This is a genomic window from Geobacillus sp. PLS 41 (assembly GCF_056494105.1).
Genome location: NZ_CM151395.1, coordinates 1721425 through 1739609, shown reverse-complemented (window position 1 = coordinate 1739609; position 18185 = coordinate 1721425). Strand labels below are relative to the sequence as shown.

Sequence of the window (18185 nt, the reverse complement as noted above, 5' to 3'; positions counted from 1 at the left end):
CCCCCACCGCCAACCGATGGCGATGGGGGAATCGTTAATAAATCGGCGTGTTGTCTTTGTTCATGTTTTCCAAAATCGCTTTGACGCGGGCGAGGAAGCGGCCGCAAATGAGGCCGTCCAAGACGCGGTGGTCGAGCGACAAGCATAAGTTGACCATGTCGCGGATGGCGATCATGCCGTTTTTGACGACCGGACGTTTGACGATCGTTTCCACTTGCAAAATGGCCGCTTGCGGGTAGTTGATAATGCCCATCGACTGCACCGAGCCGAACGCGCCGGTGTTGTTGACGGTGAACGTGCCGCCCTGCATGTCTTCCGGGCGCAGTTTGCCGGCGCGCGTTTTTGCCGCCAGTTCAGCGATTTCGCGGGCGATGCCTTTGATCGTTTTTTCATCGGCGTGCTTGATGACGGGCACGAACAAGGCGTCATCCGTCGCGACAGCGATGGATATGTTGATGTCCTTGCGCTGAATGATCTTATCGCCCGCCCACACTGAGTTCAACTGCGGGAATTCTTTCAGCGCTTGGGCGACCGCCTTGACGAAGAAGGCGAAATACGTCAAATTGAAGCCTTCACGCCGCCTGAACTCGTCTTTGATGGCATCGCGGTAGGCGACAAGATCGGTGACGTCGACTTCGACCATCGTCCAAGCGTGCGGCGCTTCGTGTTTGCTGCGGAGCATGTTCGCCGCAATCGCCTTGCGCACCGGGGTGACCGGAATTTCGATGTCGCCCGCTCCGGCTTCGACGTTCGGGGCCGCTGGTTTGATCGGCGCTGCCTGCGGCGCGGTTGGCGCGGCCGCGGCAGACGGTTGAACGGTTGCGGCGGCTGTGGCCGGTTGTTCCGTTCTCGGTTCCGCTTTTGGCGCGGCTTGTTCCGCCGCCGGTGCCGCTCCCGCTTTCGGAATTTGTCCAGACTCAATGAGCTTCAGCAAATCTTTGCGCGTCACCCGCCCGCCAAGGCCGGTGCCTTCGACTTGTTCGAGGTCAATGCCGTGTTCCTGAGCCAAGCGGAGCACGGCCGGCGAATAGCGGCCGTTGTTTGCCCGGCCGGCCTTTTTCGGAGCGGCTGGCTTGGCGTTGTCTTCTGCTTTCGGCGCTTCATCCGCCGGCTTCGCTTCCGAAGCCGGTGCAGCGCCTTCGACTTCGATCGTGCAAATCGGCGCGCCGACTGGGAGCGTCTCCCCTTCTTTGGCGATCAGCTCGCGGATGACGCCGGCAAACGACGACGGAATTTCCGCGCTCACTTTATCGGTAATGACTTCAGCGATCGGGTCGTATTTGTTCACTTTGTCGCCCGGGGAAACGAGCCATTTGCTGATCGTGCCTTCCGTGACGCTTTCCCCGAGCTGAGGCATCGTCAATTGTTCGATGGCCACATCGATACCCTCCTATCTCTGTTGCAATATCTTTGCCGTGACGTCCCCACGCCGTCTAGGGTTGGCTTCGAGGCCGGCGTTTGTGGGGAATCCCTTCATTAGGATGAAATGATTCCCTAACCGAACATCCCATGTTTTCCTGACGCCTCCAAGCTGGAGACGCCTTTTGTTCATCTGTTAAAACGCCGCTAATTCGCGCATTGCTTTTTCGACTTTTTCTGGATTGATCATAAAGAATTTTTCCATCGTCGGCGCATACGGCATGGCCGGAACGTCCGGGCCGGCGAGGCGCATAATCGGCGCGTCGAGATCAAACAAACAATGCTCCGCGATAATGGCGGCGACTTCGCTCATGACGCTGCCTTCTTTATTGTCTTCCGTAATGAGCAGCACTTTTCCTGTTTTGCTCGCCGCCTCGATGATCGCTTCTTTGTCGAGCGGATAGACGGTGCGCAAATCGAGCAGATGGACAGAAATGCCGTCTTGGGCGACGCGCTCGGCCGCCTGCAAGGCAAAATGGACGCACAGCCCGTACGTGATGACCGTGATGTCATCGCCTTCACGCTTGACGTCCGCCTTGCCGATCGGAAGCACGTAGTCGTCCTCCGGCACTTCCCCTTTAATGAGGCGGTAGGCGCGTTTATGCTCGAAAAAGAGCACCGGGTCTTCGTCGCGAATCGCCGCTTTCAGCAGCCCTTTCACATCGTACGGCGTCGACGGCATGACGATTTTTAACCCAGGCTGGTTGGCGAAAATCGCTTCGACTGACTGCGAATGGTACAAAGCGCCGTGAACGCCGCCGCCGTATGGGGCGCGGATGACGATCGGGCAGTTCCAGTCGTTGTTCGAGCGATAGCGGATGCGCGCCGCTTCAGAAATGATTTGGTTGACCGCCGGCATGATAAAATCGGCAAACTGAATTTCGGCAATCGGGCGCAGGCCGTACATCGCCGCGCCGATGCCGACGCCGACGATCGCCGACTCGGAAAGCGGCGTGTCGATGACGCGCTCTTCGCCGAACTGCTCGTACAATCCTTGCGTCGCTTTGAACACTCCGCCTTTCCGGCCGACGTCTTCTCCTAACACAAACACGCGCGGGTCGCGCTCCATCTCTTCACGAATCGCCATCGTAACCGCATCAATATAGGAAATAACAGGCATCGTCGATTCCCCCTTACTCCTCGGCATACACGTAGCGAAGCGCATGCTCCGGCTCGGCGTACGGAGCCTTCTCCGCGTAGTCGGTCGCTTCGTTCACTTCTTTCATGACGCGCGCTTGAATGTCCTCGTCAAGCTGGTCGGTCAAAACGCCGGTTTCTTTCAAATAGTTGGCAAACGACACGATCGGGTCTTTGGCGCGCGCTTCGGCGAGCTCTTCTTCCGTCCGATAGACGCGGTGGTCATCGTCCGACGAGTGCGACGTCAGCCGGTATGTCACGGCCTCGATGAGCGTCGGCCCTTCGCCGCGGCGGGCGCGGTCGGCCGCTTCTTTCACGACTCGGTACACTTCAAGCGGATCGGTGCCGTCGACCGTATAGCCCGGCATGCCATAGCCGATGGCGCGGTCGGACACCTTTTCGCACGCGAGTTGTTTCGAAATGGGCACGGAAATGGCGTACTTGTTGTTTTCGCACATAAAGATGACTGGGAGTTTATGAACGCCGGCGAAGTTCGCCCCTTCATGGAAGTCGCCTTGGTTCGACGACCCTTCGCCGAACGTGACGAAGGCGACAAAATCTTTCTTTTCCATTTTCGCCGCCAGCGCAAAGCCAACCGCATGCGGCACTTGCGTCGTCACGGGCGATGAACCGGTGACGATCCGGTTTTTCTTTTTCCCGAAATGCCCTGGCATTTGCCGGCCGCCGGAGTTCGGGTCTTCCGCCTTGGCAAACGCCGCCAACATCAATTCTCTCGGCGTCATGCCAAACGTCAGGACAACGCCCACATCGCGGTAATACGGCAAGACATAGTCTTTCGTCCGGTCGAGGGCGAATGCCGCGCCGACTTGCGCCGCTTCCTGCCCTTGGCATGAGATGACGAACGGAATTTTCCCCGCGCGGTTTAACAGCCACATCCGTTCATCGAGCTTGCGGGCCAAGAGCATCGTTTCATACATTTCCAACACCGTGTCATCGCTTAATCCAAGCGCCTGATGACGGTTTTGCGCCATCGCAACAACCTCCCTTAGATTCACATAGTCAACCAATGATCACGCGCCGCGCGCATACGGCGAAATCGGTTAAAAATGAATAGCTTTGCCATCGACCGCCAGCGCCGCTTCCGCCATGGCCTCTGACAGCGTCGGATGCGGATGGATCGCATGCGCCACTTCCCACGGAGCCGCATCAAGCACGCGGGCGAGACCGGCTTCGGAAATCAAATCGGTCACGTGCGGCCCGACCATATGGACGCCAAGCAGATCGTCCGTGTTCCGGTCGGCGATGAGTTTCACAAACCCTTCCGCCTCACCGAACACAAGCGCCTTGCCAATGGCTTTAAACGGAAATTTGCCGACCTTGACATCATAGCCTTTCGCTTTCGCCTCTTGTTCGGTTAAGCCGACCGCCGCCGCTTCCGGACGGGTGTAAATGCAGCGGGGCACCATCGTATAGTCAATCGGCGCTGGGTTGTGCCCGGCCAAATGCTCAATGGCGACAATCCCTTCATGGGCGGCGACATGGGCAAGCTGCAGGCCGCCGATGACATCGCCGATCGCGTAAATGTGCGATTCTTTCGTTTGGCCGAACTCGTTCGTTTGAATATACCCCTTCTCCACGACAATCTCGGTGTTTTCCAAGCCGATCCCCTCAATGTTCGCCTGCCGCCCGACGGAAACAAGCATCTTGTCGGCCGTAAACGTTTTCCGCTCGCCTTGATGCTCCGCTTGGATCGTGACGCCGTTTCCTTTCTCGAGCGTTTCCGGCAGCACTTTCGCTCCCGTGACGATGTTGACACCGCGGCGGCGGAGCAGTTTTTCCATTTCTTTTGACACGTCTTCATCTTCTGTCGGCAAAATGCGATCGGCATATTCGAGCACCGTCACGTCAACGCCGAAATCATTAAGCATGGACGCCCATTCCATGCCGATCACACCGCCGCCGACGATCAAGATGGACGAGGGGAGCGTCTCCATTTGCAACGCCTCATCGGACGTCATCACGAATTCGCCGTCCGGCTCGAGCCCCGGCAGCGTGCGCGGGCGCGAACCGGTGGCGATGACGACGAATTCCGGGACGAGCATTTCGTTTTCGCTGCCGTCGTTCATTTCGACCGACACCGTCCCCGGCAGCGGGGAAAAGATCGACGGGCCGAGCAGGCGGCCGGTGCCGGCGTACACATCGATTTTCCCTTTTTTCATCAAATGCTGCACGCCTTTGTGGAGCTGCTCAACAATCGCCGCTTTGCGCGCCTGCACTTTGGCAAAATCAAGGCGCACGCCGTCGGCGATGACGCCAAACGCCTCGCCGTTTTTCGTTTGTGCGTACACTTCGGCACTGCGAAGCAGCGCTTTGGACGGAATGCAGCCAGCGTGCAGGCACGTGCCGCCGAGCTTCCCTTTTTCCACAACGGCCGTTTTCAACCCGAGCTGCGAGGCGCGAATGGCGGCCACATAGCCACCCGTTCCTCCGCCGAGAATGACGACATCGTATTCTTTTGCCATCTTGCCTTCTCCTTTCTGTCCGTTGCCGCATCAGCGCCGGGCTGGAACCGGCGAAACGGCCTTGCCTGGATACACTTTTTCCTCTTCTTCGCCGCGCAGGACGCGAAGCGCGCCTTCAGCGAGCGCCTGCAGTTCGTTTTCGCCCGGATGGACGATGACATCGGCGATCCATTGCACGCGGCGAGTGATCTGTTCGACAAACGATTTGCCATACGCCAGTCCGCCGGTCAAAATGATGGCGTCGACTTTGCCGGAAAGCACGGCGCTTGCCGCACCGATTTCTTTCGCCACTTGGTACGCCATCGCCTCATACACGAGCTTGGCCTTTTCATCGCCGGCTTCGATCATTTTCTCGACTTTCACCGCATCATTCGTGCCAAGATAACCGACAAGGCCGCCGCCGCCGACGAGCATGTTCATGATCTCTTCGCGGTAATATTCACCAGAGAAGCATAAAGCAACCAAATCGCCCGCTGGCACCGTCCCGGCGCGCTCCGGGCTGAACGGGCCTTCGCCGTCAAGGCCGTTGTTGACATCGACGACCCTTCCTTGCTTGTGGGCGCCGACCGTGATGCCGCCGCCCATATGGGCGACGATCAAGTTCAGTTCGTCATACCGTTTCCCAAGCTGCTTGGCGACGCGGCGCGCGACCGCCTTTTGGTTTAAAGCATGGAAAATGCTGCGCCGCTCAATGAGCGGAAATCCGCTGATCCGGGCAATTGGATCGAGTTCGTCGACAACGACCGGATCGACGATAAACGCCGGGATGTTTAAGGCCGAGGCGATCTCATGCGCCAAAATGCCGCCGAGGTTGGACGCGTGCTGGCCGGAATATCCGCGCCGCAAATCTTCAAGCATCGCCTCATTGACGCGATACGTTCCGCCTTCGATCGGACGGAGAAGCCCTCCGCGGCCGCAGACGGCGCTCAACTTCGATAAATTGATTCCTTCTTCATCCAGTGCTTGCAAAATCGTTTGCTTGCGGAACTCATACTGGTCCGCGATCGTTTTATATTGCCGAAGCACGTCCGCCTCATGGCGGATCGTTTTTTCGAGCAATGGCCGTTCGTTTTCAAAGACGCCGATCTTCGTTGAAGTCGAGCCTGGATTGATCGTTAAAATGCGAAACTTCTGCTCTTCCATCGTTGCTGTCCCTCCATCATCCGCCGGCGGGGCGGAAGGCCGCCCCTCGCCACTATTAGCGGGCGCGGCGGCGGCTTAAAATATGATGGCCGTTTTGCAAAAATTGGCTGCGCGCTTTGCGCATCGTTTCAATTCGTTCTTCGGCCATCCGGTCAGCGGCCACATACGTTGGAATGTTGTCACGCTTGGCGATGGCAAACACTTTTTCGATGTTGTCATAAATTTGCTCGATTTTTTTCATCGCCCGTTCACGGTTGTAGCCGTACAGCTCATCGGCGACGTTGATGACGCCGCCGGCGTTGATCACATAATCTGGTGCATAGACGATGCCCATTTCATGGATCATGTCGCCATGGCGCGGCTCTTTCAGCTGGTTGTTCGCCGAGCCGGCGATCACTTTCGCTTTCAGCTGCGGAATCGTTTGGTCGTTGATGATGCCGCCGAGCGCGCATGGAGCAAAAATGTCGCACTCCACGCCGTAAATGTCGTTCGGGTCGACCGCTTTCGCCCCAAATTCCTCGACCGCGCGCGCCACCGCTTCCTTGTTGATGTCGGTAACGATGAGTTTCGCTCCTTCTTCGTGCAAATGGCGGCATAAATGGTAGGCGACATTGCCAACCCCTTGGACGGCGACAACTTTTCCTTCAAGCGAATCGCTGCCAAACGCTTCCTTCGCCGCCGCTTTCATCCCGCGATATACGCCGTAAGCCGTGGCCGGCGACGGGTTGCCGGATGAGCCGAATTCCGGCGAAATCCCGGTGACATAGTCCGTTTCCTGATAGATGATGTCCATATCGGCAACGGTCGTGCCGACGTCTTCCGCCGTGATGTAGCGGCCGTTCAGCCCTTGAATGAACCGGCCGAACGCGCGGAACATCGCCTCGTTTTTATCTTTGCGCGGATCGCCGATGATGACCGTCTTGCCCCCGCCTAAATTAAGGCCGGCGGCCGCGTTTTTGTACGTCATGCCGCGGGCGAGGCGCAGGGCGTCTTCAAGCGCCTCTTCTTCCGAATTGTACATCCACATGCGCGTCCCGCCGAGCGCCGGGCCGAGCGTCGTGTCATGAATGACAATGATCGCCTTCAATCCGGATTCTTTGTCTTGGCAAAACAACACTTGCTCATAATCATATTTTTCCATATATTGAAACAGTTCCATCACTGATGGCCTCCTTCATCTATTTCATTTTGCTGCCGAACAAATAGCAAGCGCCAACGAATACAGTTTGCTTTCCGCCGAGTCGGCGCGCGACGTCAACACGATCGGCGCCTTCGCCCCAGCGATGACTGCGCCGACGCGTGCGTTCGCAAAATAGACGAGCGACTTATACAGCATGTTGCCGGATTCAATGTCCGGCACAAGCAAAATATCAGCCTGTCCAGCCACTTCGCTTTCAATCCGCTTATGCTTCGCCGCCGCCAGCGACACCGCGTTGTCCAACGCAAGCGGTCCGTCAACAAGGCAATGTTCGATTTGCCCCCGCTTTTGCATCATTGCGAGCGCCGCTGCATCAAGTGTTGCCGGCATGGCCGGATTGACCGTCTCCACCGCCGCCAGCGCCGCGACTTTCGGGCGCTCGATGCCGATGGAGCGCGCGATGCTGACGGCGTTGTTGACAATTTGCACCTTTTGCTCCAAATCCGGAGCGATGTTCATCGCCGCGTCGGTGACGATGACAAATCGTTCAAACTCCGGCACCTCAAAAACAGCGACATGGGACAACACCTTCCCAGCGCGCAACCCATACTCCTTGTTCAAGACCGCTTTCAGCAGCGTTGCCGTCGGCACATGCCCTTTCATCAACGCATCCGCCTCGTTCAAATGGACGGCGCGCACGGCAAGCTCTGCGGCTTGCCCGATCGAATTCGCATGAACGACATCGACGTCGGAAAAGCGGGCGCATCCTTTTTCCTTCAACAGCCGTCCGAGCCGCTCCCGATCGCCATAAAGCACAAAGCGTCCGAGACGGTGTTCGAGCGCCATCGCCACCGCTTCAATCACTTCTTCATCTTCCGCCGCCGCCACGGCCACCGTCCGGTCCTGGCATTGTCTTGCTTCTTGCACTAACGATTCAAGCTTCATCATCTGCACCAACCTTTTCTGCAAATCGTGCGGCACAGTCTTTTTATGCAAAAACTGTGCCAACCAAAAATGACTGAAAGCGCTTTAAAACACACTACCTTCGCAAACAGATATGTGCAATATTCTTCACTCCGCGCAAATTATTGCATGATATTTTTGTCAAGCCCGTATTTCTCCAGCTTGTAATATAAATTGCGCACCGAAATGCCAAGCGCCCGGGCCGCCGCTGTTTTATTGCCGCGATGGCGGCGAAGCGCCTGCTCAATCAAGCTCGCTTCGTATCGGCTCACCATTTCCTCAAGCGGCCGAATCTCCTCTTCCGTTTCCACTCGATGAGCCGGCACTGACGAAGGCGAAGCGAGCGGCGGCAAATGCGTCGCATCGATCATCACTTCATGAAATTTCATGAAAATCATCGCCCGCCCGAGCACATTTTCGAGCTCGCGGACATTTCCCGGCCAATCATAGGCAAGAAGCTTCGCCATCGCTTCATCCGTGACACCTTCGACGTTGCGCCCGTAATCTTGGTTCAGTTTCTGGATCAAACGCCGGCAAAGAGCTGGAATGTCTTCCTTGCGGGCACGCAGCGGCGGAATATAAATCGGCATCCGATTGAGCCGATAGTATAAGTCTTCGCGAAAGGCGCCTTCGGCAATCGCTTTTTCAAGGTTGACGTTCGTGGCGGCGATGACGCGGACGTTGATCGGGATCGGCTTCGTCCCGCCGACGCGGACGATCTCCCGCTCCTGCAAGACGCGGAGCAGCTTCGCCTGCGTGCTGGCCGACAGTTCGCCGATTTCGTCAAGGAAAATGCTTCCGTTGTTTGCTTCTTCAAACAGCCCTCGCTTGCCTCCGCGCCGCGCGCCGGAAAACGCTCCTTCCTCATAGCCAAACAGTTCGCTTTCCAATAATGTTTCCGGAATGGCCGCGCAGTTGACGCGGATAAACTTGTTATACTTTCGGTCGCTCGCGTTGTGAATGGCGTGGGCGAACAGCTCCTTGCCCGTCCCTGATTCCCCCCGCAGCAAAATCGTCGCCGGTGTTTTCGCCGCCAGCTTCGCCTGCTCGATGGCAACCTTCATCTCTTCCGACTCGCCGACGATGTCGGCAAACGAATATTTCGCCTCGAGCGTGCGGATGATTTGCCGCGCCCGATTGAGCTCAGTCGTCAGCCGCTGAATTTCTGACACATCATGAATGACGCCGACGCTCCCTTTCAATACGCCATCAACAATAATCGGCGCAACATTGACGATGACATCCCGGTTTTTCGGGCCGACTTTCATGCGCGCTCCGCGCACCGGGCGGCGCGTTTTCAATACTTGCATATGCATGCTTTCCCCTTCGGCGATGTCGGCGGTCGCCGGTTTGCCGATGACGTCTTCCTCTGTCAAACCGGTGAGCCGTGTATACGCCGGGTTGATCAAAATACCGTTCCCATTTTCATCGACGACGGAAATCGCCTCTTCCGACGAATAGATGATCGCTTCGAGCATCATGCGGACTTCTTTTAAGTCGGTGATTTCTTCCGCCAAAGCGACAAGCTCGGTGATGTCCTTGAATACCGCGAGCGCCCCAAACAGTTTGCCATTGTCATCGATGATCGGGATGCGGGTGGTGATCAATTTTTTTCCATTGGCCAGCTCCACTTCTTGATGAAACTCCGTCTGCCTCGTTTCGAGCACGCGCGGCAAGCCGCTTGACGGCAGAACGGTCAAAATATGCTTGCCGATCACTTTGTCTTTATCGACTTCAAGCAGCTCCGCCGCGCTTTGATTCATATCGGTAATGTAACCATATTCATCAACGACAATCATGCCATCGTGGGACGAATGAAAGATGAGCGCGCGCCGAGCCGCTTCGCTTTTCAATTTGGCGATGAGCGCTTCTTTTTCTTCAACGAGCTCGGCCATCATCTGCGCGACTGCACTTGGGACAATATTGGCTCCCTCTGGCGCCAATCGACGGATTTCCTCAAGGACATCCGCCCTGCCCGTCGTTTCAATGATCAAATCAAGCGGCTCGGCCATCCATGGACGCCAGTCGCTCGCAGCAGCGATGCCCCATTTTTGCGCCAGTTGCACCCCCGGAGCTTGTTCATCGACGTCAACAACCGCCACAACGTCAAATCCCGACGCCCCGTGAAGCAGCTTCAAAAGCGACATTCCGCGCGAGTCAGCCCCAATGATCATCACTTTTTTCATGTCCATTCACCACACTTTATAGTATGCCAATTTTTGCAGACACTTTTATCATACTTGATTTGCTCTTTCCTTGACAAACGCCCAATAACCGCTATGATAGTCGATAAGGCTACTCTTTTCGGAAAGGAACGCGATCGCGATGGGGCGAATGATTGCGCTGTTGATTTTAGTCATTCCCGGGCTTGGAGCGGCGCTTGGCATCAAATGGATGCGCGATGCGTTGTTTGGCATCAACGGGCCGCTGTTTTCTGCCTTATGGCTGCAATTTCTCGCCGGGCTCGCGCTGTTTGCCGCTGGGCTGGCGTTTCTCGGCGGTTTTTTGCTGCACCGCGACCGGAAACGCAACAAAGTGCAGGCGCGTTTTCAACGAAAACGAAAAACGCCTTGACCCGGAACGTTGATGCCTATTACACTGGGAAAACATCCATTTCAAGGCAAACAAAAAATGCCTTAACGTCTCTCGTTAAGGCGTTTTCTCTTTCCATTGCTTCGCTTGGCGCGGGTAGTCGGTGAAGACGGCGTCAACGCCATAAGCAAACATCGTTTTCATCACATTTCGCTTATTTACCGTAAACGGGCGGACCGCCACCCCGCGCCGCCGCGCTTCGGCGGCAAATTCCGCCGTCACCGTCCGATAGTGCGGATGCACCCCGTCGGCGTTCATGGCACGCACATACGTCCATGGGGCATACAGCGGCTCAATGTACAAGAGCGCCGTCTCGATTTCCGGTGCAAGCGTTCGGCAAAGGCGCATGCTATGATGATTGAACGATGACAAAATCGTCCGCTTCTCAAGCCCATAGCGGCGCACGAGGGAGATCGTTTTTTGCTCAAGCGTTTCGTAGGCGATGAGGCTATTTTTCAGCTCGATGTTGACCGCCATCCGTGTTGATGACAGCCAAGCAAGCACTTCCTCAAGATGCGGAATCGGACAATGGCCGTGTTTGCCGTCCCACATGGCCGCCGCGTTCAATCGGCGCAGTTCGCGGTACGTGATGTCTTTCACCCAGCCGCTGCCGTCCGTCGTCCGGTCGACCGTTTCGTCATGAATGACGACCACTTCGCCGTCTTTTGTGAGCTGCACATCCAATTCAATGCCGTCCGCTCCCGCTTTTTCCGCCTCGATAAACGCCGCCATCGTATTTTCCGGGTGCGTCCCCGCCGCCCCGCGGTGGGCAAAAATCAATGTCATTCTGCCTTCTTCCTTTCGCATTTATTCGCCGTTCAGCCAACGAGCTGGCCGAAACCGGCGGTCGTTCGTTATACTAAAAATAATACTATGAACAAACGAGGTGGAGATGATGCAGCCGTTGAAAATTTCGCTGGAAACAGCGCAAAAGCTGGCCAAAGCGCTCGGCGTGCCGATCGAGCAGATCATGCATATGCCGCCGCACATTTTGGTGAACAAGCTGCTGGAATTGGAGAAAAAAGAAAAAGAAAACGACCCATCTTAACCGTCTGGCCCTTGGCGGTAAAGCCGCCTCTGTGCACCACACCGGCGCAAGCCACGTTCCCCCTTTTTTCGTTCCAGCAAGCCGCCAAACGGCAAAAAAGACGCCCCCGATTGCGGAGCGTCTTGCCGCTTTGGCTATCATTCGTTTTCCGTTACGATGCTTTATGCTCAAGCCGGAGCTTATCGGCCACCATGGCGATGAATTCCGAGTTCGTTGGTTTTGCTTTCGACATGCTGACGGTGTAGCCGAATAAGGAAGAAATCGATTCAATGTTGCCTCGGCTCCAAGCCACTTCAATCGCATGGCGGATCGCCCGCTCTACACGGCTGGCGGTTGTGTTATATTTTTTCGCAATGTCTGGATAAAGCACTTTCGTAATCGATCCGAGCAATTCGATATCGTTATATACCATCGCAATCGCTTCACGTAAATATAAATATCCTTTAATATGCGCTGTTGCCGCCCTTATTCTGCATATAAACCGAATTTTAAAACATAAAATCAGAAAAATATTCGGATTTTAACCAATATAACTTTTCCATCTCACCGCAATTTATCGGTTATAAACACAGAATTTGTTGGTTTACTTTTATTATATGTTTACATAAATATTGAGACAAGCTATATTCCAATAAACATGAAAAATTCTTGTCAATATCTTTTGGTTGAAATATTTATTTATACACCATCCTCATTAGATAGTATTACAATGTGCAATTATCCCACTCAGGGCTTGAATATATTCCCCCTATGCTACTTCATATACTGTTGTTGAATGTTATTCATGTAAATTTTTGGTTACTCTTTATTCAACTATCGTTTCCCGTTAGCCATCCATCTACCATGTTTCATGGCACCACAGATCATGGAAGAAAATCTGTTCTTCCACGGGAGTTGAACAAGTTCACAATTAAATTAACTTCTTTACAAATAAAACTCTATCTTGATTTGGTCCATCATAATCAGTATATACAGAGACTCCATCTACTTCTTTATCTCCGTTTTTCTCGATTTCAAATCCCATTTTCGTATGAAATGCAACGGAAACTTTGTTCACTGGTGAAGTTACACAACGTACGATATTCCGACCATTCTTTTTAACAATATCAAAAAATTCATTGTAAAGTTTTCTTCCTATACCACTTTTTCTATAATCTGGATGCACCCCAACAAAGTGTATATATGCTTCTTCTGGATATGTTTGCGATAGAAAACCGATCAAAAATCCAACGATTTTTCCATCCTTTTTGGCAATGAAACTTGTATTTTGAAAATGGTCGAAAAATAATTTTGGCAACTTATCATACATTTGCCTCCCGCCCCACCACTCATTGATTAGTGGAGAGATGACATAATAGTCTGACTCTTTCACTGAACGGATTTCCATCTTAATCCCCCCTCATTATGTAAAAGTCTATTTAAACTAATACTATCATAAGGGCAAATTTAATGTTATTCCTTTTTTAACTAACCTGCCCCTTAGCCAACCATGAAGTGAACTTTAATACATATGATGGAAGGACATTCGTTCTTCCACAGGAAACAACCATGCCGCATCTATGCTTCACCATCAGAAGAATAAATATATGTCAGCTGAAGTCAGAGGTCGATTACAAACTGATACTTCGAGTTCGTATGGGAGTGCTGCCTTTTTGGGTTCATAAATTTTTAAGATATTTGAATAAAAGAAAGAAGCAATGGCTTATTTAAACATTGCCCTTGTTAGGTATAAAAAAATTAATCCAGAACCTCCAATAATAAGTAGGAGTGAGATAAAAATTAACCCCGTTGATAGGGAAGATGATAATGAGAATACGTCTAATATTTCAAGAAAAATAGCTACTTTCTTTTTGTTTGATGGTAATTTTTTATATTCATTCCAACTTTGCTTGAAATACATTACTCCAAAGGGGAAAAGTCCTATACCTACTACTAACATAATCACACCAATTCCGAAAGTATTCATCGTTACCTTCCTTTTTCTTAACATTAGTCTTAACTATCTTGTCACGTTAGCGAAGCAAACAAAATTTCTCATTTTTCTCACTTCCACCTCACCGAATAACGATTAGTCGCACACGATTTTTCTTGCTTGAATCGTATTCGATAAAAATAAATCAAGGGTTCTCACAAATGTGAGAACCCTTGATCCTAGAGGCTTTTCCCTTATTTTCAGTGCCGATGGTGGGAGTCGAACCCACACTCCCTCACGGGAACACGATTTTGAGTCGATTATGAAACCGTGCATTCCTCTCAATTAAAGCAAACCCAGATGCAACAAGGGGTTCTTTCATTTCCTCATTTTTTGGTTCATTATTACCGAATACGACTCGAACCTTCGTGCTGTTTGCAGATATTATATAAATTACCCGTGGTGCTAGATAAAACTCAGACAAGCATAAAAATAGCCCTTGCTGGCGGATCTCCTGTAGAATGAAAGTGTCACCCAACATTCGAAAGGAGAGATCCCCCATGCAAGAGCACTTTCATTTTACTACAGATCCAGCCAAACTGCAAAAGCAATATGCCGCCATTTTCGTTTTTGTTTCTGCCCAACTTTCATGCATTCAGGTACATCTTCACCGTCGAAATCGCCATTTGGTCAAGCAAGAGGACGCTGTCATCATCGCCATTCATCTTTTAGGAAAGCTGCTCGGTTTTACATCCGAACGGGCATGGCATCGTTTTGTCACGGGAAATTTGTTCACAAACGGCTCGTTTCTTGAACGCTCCCGATACAACCGCCGTTGCCGGGCGCTTGGTTTCGCCATCAAATGGATCCGTCATGAGCTGGCGAAACGTGGCCAACACCATGCTTATGCGGTCGTCGACAGCTTGCCTCTTCCGTTATGCCATCCCGCAAGAATGCAGCGCGTCAAGCGGTTTCGAGGGATCGCGGATATGGGGTATTGTGCTTCCAAAAAGCAATGGTACTACGGTTTCAAGCTGCATCTTCAAGTGACCAATCAAGGGCTGGCCATGGGCTATGTCGTGACGGAAGCGTCCTGCCACGACGTCAAAGCCGCTGAAACGGTGATGACTCAAATCCCTCATCCCTACAACTTTGGGGACAAAGGGTACATCAGCCACGCTCTTCGAGAAAAGCTGTACGAAGAACACCAAGCCGCGTTCTGGACACCGTCTCGACACAATCAAAAGCACGGCCCATCCAAGGCATGGGAAGAATGGATCAGGAAAAAACGCAAAGTCATCGAGACGGTGTTTTCGATTCTCGTAGACCAATACCGGATCACCGACATTCGAGCGAATTCCATGGCCGGGTTTGAAGTGGCACTCGATGGCATCTTGTTGGCTTATTCCTTGGTCACACTAGGGCTGGTTGAGCGCTGACGTTCAACTAGCACCACGGGTTATAAATTATCTCATTTTTGGTCAATAATTTTTTCTTGCCTTTTTTCTGCATTATTAAAATTCATAAATTTTTCTGCACTGAGATAATTAACTAAAAGATTTTGAAGTACAAAATCTCAAATAACAACATAAAACAATCATCATTTCATTGACCATTTAGCATAAGATTGAACACACACTAAGCAAAGACGCTTGGATAATTTTTTAAAAACCAAACGTTTTCTTTTTGTCACTCAACTATTGCCAACCGTTCGTAAAATTAATGGAATGTTCAACTATGTTACATAACCTTATTAAAATACTGGAAAGAGAAATTTTCAGGATAGACCTCCATGTCGTGCTTACGGCACCAGCAAATGATGAAAATACTAATTTTCGGGATAGTTAAATAAGAAAAGAATAAAAAGTTTTCGAAAGATAAATTTTACCTATCACGCTTTTTAAATCTTCGGCTTTGTTAAATTTCAGTGTTGATTTTTATACCACAGAAAAAGACCGAAATAAATCTGTCTTTTTTGTATGCCTTGTTCAACTATCGCCACCTTTAGCTTAAACAACTATAAATATTCTGGCAAATGATTTTTATACATTTCTAATGCATCTGTATGTTCTTCTAAAACAGCAATTGTTTTTGGATGTGGCTTCGCATAAATTATTGGGTAATCTCTTTCATCAAATTCTTTTTGAGGAGTAAAAGCTAACTTTTCTTCGTCAATTGAAAATTGAGCATCAATTCCCTTTTTATTACCACGAGCATCTAATCGAATCCATTTATTAAGTGTTTTCAGAAAAATTGCATTTAGAGCATGAATACAATAACCTTTTTCTGGCGTATCAAACAACATCAATCGTTGATAACAAAAACCAGTTGGTATCCCCTGCGAACGTAGTAGTGCAGCTAATAAATTTGATTTTGCATAACAAATTCCTTCTTTATAGTAAAGAACCTCAGAAGCTTTACATGTAACTCTTGTGCTTTGTATATCCCACGAATGAGAAATCTCATCTCTTACAAATTCAAATGCTATTTTAGCCTTTTCCATTTCTGACTGTCCTTCATGAAACAATTCATTCATTTTTTTCTGAATTAAATGATGGGAAAAATTTACAACATCCAATTCTTCCAGATAATCCATTAAATTAGTGGACTCAGGAATTAGTTCCACTTTAGTTCCCCCTTATCAAATATGATTTTACATAATTATACAAATATTTAAATAAAAATACAATAATGGTTTACTTAGGTAACTTCAACTATACTGCCCGTTAGTCCAACAAGAAAAACGATACTCCTTCTGAAGTATCGTACCCGTTAGCCAACCATGAAGCGAGTTTCACCACAGATTATGCAAGAAGTTCTGTCCTTCCATGGGAGCTTAGTAGAGTTGACATTTGGTTTGATGGTGATTTGGCAAAATATCATTCAAGAAGAAAGACTTCATCGCCTACATGAATTTCACCTGTTTTTATAACAGAAGCATAAACGCCAAAATGATTATTTCTTTGTTGTACAAGAGTTTTAAGCAAAGACGAATCTCGTTCTGCATTATCAGGATTAACAGTAATAATCATGCACCGTTCACAATGTCTTTTTAATTGGATCTCCACTTCTCGTCCTATTTTAATCCTTCTGCCAAACCACGTTTCTTCAATAAATGGGACTTTCTCTTTTAATGATATAAGTAAATTAGGGCGAAAACGTTGATAATTGACCTCTTTTCCCCATATTTCTTTTAATTTAAGCAAAGAAGCATCCGTTACCAATTGAATGTGTTCTTCTTCAATTGCCCCTAAAGGTACATAAGAGGGAGTATATTTTACAAGAGAAACTTTCCGTTTCGATTTGTTTTCTATTTCTCTAATTAGGTCTTCATCCCCCCAATCAACAACCTTACCTTCAGGTGTCGTTATTTCAACTCTGGGGTATTCTTCCATTAACTCTTCCCCAACAAATCTTGCTTTATATCGAACCATTTCTGGGAATTGTGTTATTGTTAAAAACTTCCCTGGTCTTGTTTTATCTAAAAAAGCATGACTACGGTCGCCATACAAACCATATTCCATTACTTTAGTTTTTTGTACACTCTCTCCATTGAAAGATTTCACAGGGTAACGGACAATTTCCTTGATATGACAGATTAACATTTCATTCTCTCCTTAAAATTAATTTTTACCTACCAAAAGTATCCAAAAAATCTACTCATTCATCACTTCGTGACACCACAGATGATAGAAGTTAACTTGTTCTTCCATGAGAATTGAATAAGGGATTATTCTTTTTCAACTCATCCCATTCCTCTCGAAGAATACCCATTCGGATGGAATCATAGTATTCGCCATTATAGTAGCGGCATTTTCTCATTCTCCCTTCTAATCGCATTCCCAATTTTTCCGCACATCTTATCATTCGTGGATTTCCAGACCAAGTCGTCAGCCCCACTCTCTCGATGGTTAGATTTTCAAAGAGATAGTCAATCCATAAAGATAATGCTTCCGTTCCAAATCCACCATTCCAATGTTCAGGAGAATAGATGACGATTCCAATTTCAAGCCATCGTGTACGCTTATCCTCCCAATAATAGCTAACCATACCTATAATTTGACCTTGATATTCTATAATCATTTGGCTTGGTACATCCGTAACATTCATTTTTTCTTCCATTCTCTTAGAAAACTTTTCAAAGGTACAAAATTCAAGCGGATAATAAGGAGCATCATACTTTTTCCATTCTGGATCCTCCACACCATATATCAGATTATATAGAATTGGCAAATCATCCTGCGTCGGTGTCCGCAGAGATATTCTTTTTCCTGTCAGCGACAACTTTTGTAACATATATCCACCCCCTATCTTACAGAATTCAACAATCCATGCTATTATTCCTTTTCT

The 18185-nt window shown here is 50.1% G+C and carries 17 protein-coding genes and 1 pseudogene; 3 read left to right on the top strand and 15 right to left on the bottom strand.

Translation table 11 applies throughout. The annotated features are described in order from the left end of the window. Positions 1-34 precede the first annotated feature (34 nt). From ACVX3G_RS08640 to ACVX3G_RS08605, 8 genes are all read right to left on the bottom strand, one after another. Positions 35-1378 (bottom strand): dihydrolipoamide acetyltransferase family protein, encoded by a 1344-nt coding sequence (locus ACVX3G_RS08640; protein ID WP_011231858.1) that lies wholly within the window; start codon positions 1376-1378, stop codon positions 35-37. A 177-nt stretch (positions 1379-1555) separates the two neighbouring features. Further along, complete coding sequence (locus tag ACVX3G_RS08635; RefSeq protein ID WP_011231859.1) at positions 1556-2539, bottom strand: alpha-ketoacid dehydrogenase subunit beta; 984 nt, start codon at positions 2537-2539, stop codon at positions 1556-1558. 13 nt (positions 2540-2552) lie between these two features. Then, positions 2553-3548 carry a thiamine pyrophosphate-dependent dehydrogenase E1 component subunit alpha gene (locus ACVX3G_RS08630; protein ID WP_011231860.1) on the bottom strand — a complete coding sequence of 332 codons (996 nt, stop codon included), beginning with the start codon at positions 3546-3548 and terminating at the stop codon, positions 2553-2555. Between the two features lie 69 nt (positions 3549-3617). Next, on the bottom strand, positions 3618-5039 hold the full coding sequence (lpdA, locus tag ACVX3G_RS08625; protein WP_479454604.1) for a dihydrolipoyl dehydrogenase: 1422 nt from the start codon (positions 5037-5039) through the stop codon (positions 3618-3620). A gap of 30 nt (positions 5040-5069) precedes the next feature. Beyond that, positions 5070-6182, bottom strand: a complete 1113-nt coding sequence (gene buk, locus ACVX3G_RS08620; RefSeq protein ID WP_011231862.1) for a butyrate kinase — start codon at positions 6180-6182, stop codon at positions 5070-5072. A gap of 55 nt (positions 6183-6237) precedes the next feature. After that, positions 6238-7341, bottom strand: coding sequence for a leucine dehydrogenase (locus ACVX3G_RS08615; RefSeq protein ID WP_011231863.1), 1104 nt, complete (start codon positions 7339-7341; stop codon positions 6238-6240). A gap of 24 nt (positions 7342-7365) precedes the next feature. Beyond that, complete coding sequence (yqiS, locus tag ACVX3G_RS08610; protein WP_011231864.1) at positions 7366-8265, bottom strand: phosphate butyryltransferase; 900 nt, start codon at positions 8263-8265, stop codon at positions 7366-7368. Between the two features lie 140 nt (positions 8266-8405). Continuing rightward, positions 8406-10469 (bottom strand): sigma-54 interaction domain-containing protein, encoded by a 2064-nt coding sequence (locus ACVX3G_RS08605; RefSeq protein WP_031206533.1) that lies wholly within the window; start codon positions 10467-10469, stop codon positions 8406-8408. Positions 10470-10608: 139 nt separating this feature from the next. On the opposite strand from ACVX3G_RS08605, the gene ACVX3G_RS08600 reads away from it, so the two are divergent. Next, entirely contained in the window at positions 10609-10857 is a 249-nt protein-coding gene (locus ACVX3G_RS08600) for a DUF2627 domain-containing protein (RefSeq protein WP_011231866.1), read from the top strand. A gap of 75 nt (positions 10858-10932) precedes the next feature. Here ACVX3G_RS08600 and ACVX3G_RS08595 read toward each other — a convergent pair whose 3' ends face one another. Next, positions 10933-11661: a glycerophosphodiester phosphodiesterase gene (locus ACVX3G_RS08595; protein ID WP_011231867.1), complete on the bottom strand. Its 729-nt coding sequence runs from the start codon at positions 11659-11661 to the stop codon at positions 10933-10935. Between the two features lie 109 nt (positions 11662-11770). Between ACVX3G_RS08595 and ACVX3G_RS08590 the strand changes: the two genes are divergently transcribed. Continuing rightward, positions 11771-11923 (top strand): YycC family protein, encoded by a 153-nt coding sequence (locus tag ACVX3G_RS08590; protein WP_011231868.1) that lies wholly within the window; start codon positions 11771-11773, stop codon positions 11921-11923. 151 nt (positions 11924-12074) lie between these two features. On the opposite strand, the pseudogene ACVX3G_RS08585 reads toward ACVX3G_RS08590, so the two are convergent. From ACVX3G_RS08585 to ACVX3G_RS08575, 3 genes and pseudogenes are all read right to left on the bottom strand, one after another. Further along, positions 12075-12377 (bottom strand): annotated as a pseudogene (locus ACVX3G_RS08585) (sporulation initiation factor Spo0A C-terminal domain-containing protein); the annotation flags it as partial. 456 nt (positions 12378-12833) lie between these two features. Next, complete coding sequence (locus ACVX3G_RS08580; protein WP_014196308.1) at positions 12834-13310, bottom strand: GNAT family N-acetyltransferase; 477 nt, start codon at positions 13308-13310, stop codon at positions 12834-12836. A gap of 315 nt (positions 13311-13625) precedes the next feature. Next, entirely contained in the window at positions 13626-13889 is a 264-nt protein-coding gene (locus ACVX3G_RS08575; RefSeq protein WP_033845386.1) for a hypothetical protein, read from the bottom strand. Positions 13890-14395: 506 nt separating this feature from the next. On the opposite strand from ACVX3G_RS08575, the gene ACVX3G_RS08570 reads away from it, so the two are divergent. Then, the gene (locus ACVX3G_RS08570; RefSeq protein ID WP_014196309.1) at positions 14396-15274 is read left to right on the top strand and encodes an IS982 family transposase; all 879 of its coding nucleotides are present in this window, start codon (positions 14396-14398) and stop codon (positions 15272-15274) included. A 578-nt stretch (positions 15275-15852) separates the two neighbouring features. On the opposite strand, the gene ACVX3G_RS08565 is transcribed toward ACVX3G_RS08570, so the two are convergent. The 3 genes from ACVX3G_RS08565 to ACVX3G_RS08555 all read right to left on the bottom strand — a co-directional run bounded on the left by ACVX3G_RS08565 (position 15853) and on the right by ACVX3G_RS08555 (position 18131). Next, a complete protein-coding gene (locus tag ACVX3G_RS08565; protein ID WP_014196310.1) occupies positions 15853-16461 on the bottom strand; it encodes a transglutaminase-like domain-containing protein in 609 nt (202 codons plus the stop codon). Between the two features lie 253 nt (positions 16462-16714). Then, positions 16715-17440: an MOSC domain-containing protein gene (locus ACVX3G_RS08560; RefSeq protein ID WP_014196311.1), complete on the bottom strand. Its 726-nt coding sequence runs from the start codon at positions 17438-17440 to the stop codon at positions 16715-16717. A 91-nt stretch (positions 17441-17531) separates the two neighbouring features. Next, entirely contained in the window at positions 17532-18131 is a 600-nt protein-coding gene (locus ACVX3G_RS08555; protein WP_033845382.1) for a GNAT family N-acetyltransferase, read from the bottom strand. Between the last annotated feature and the right edge of the window lie 54 nt (positions 18132-18185).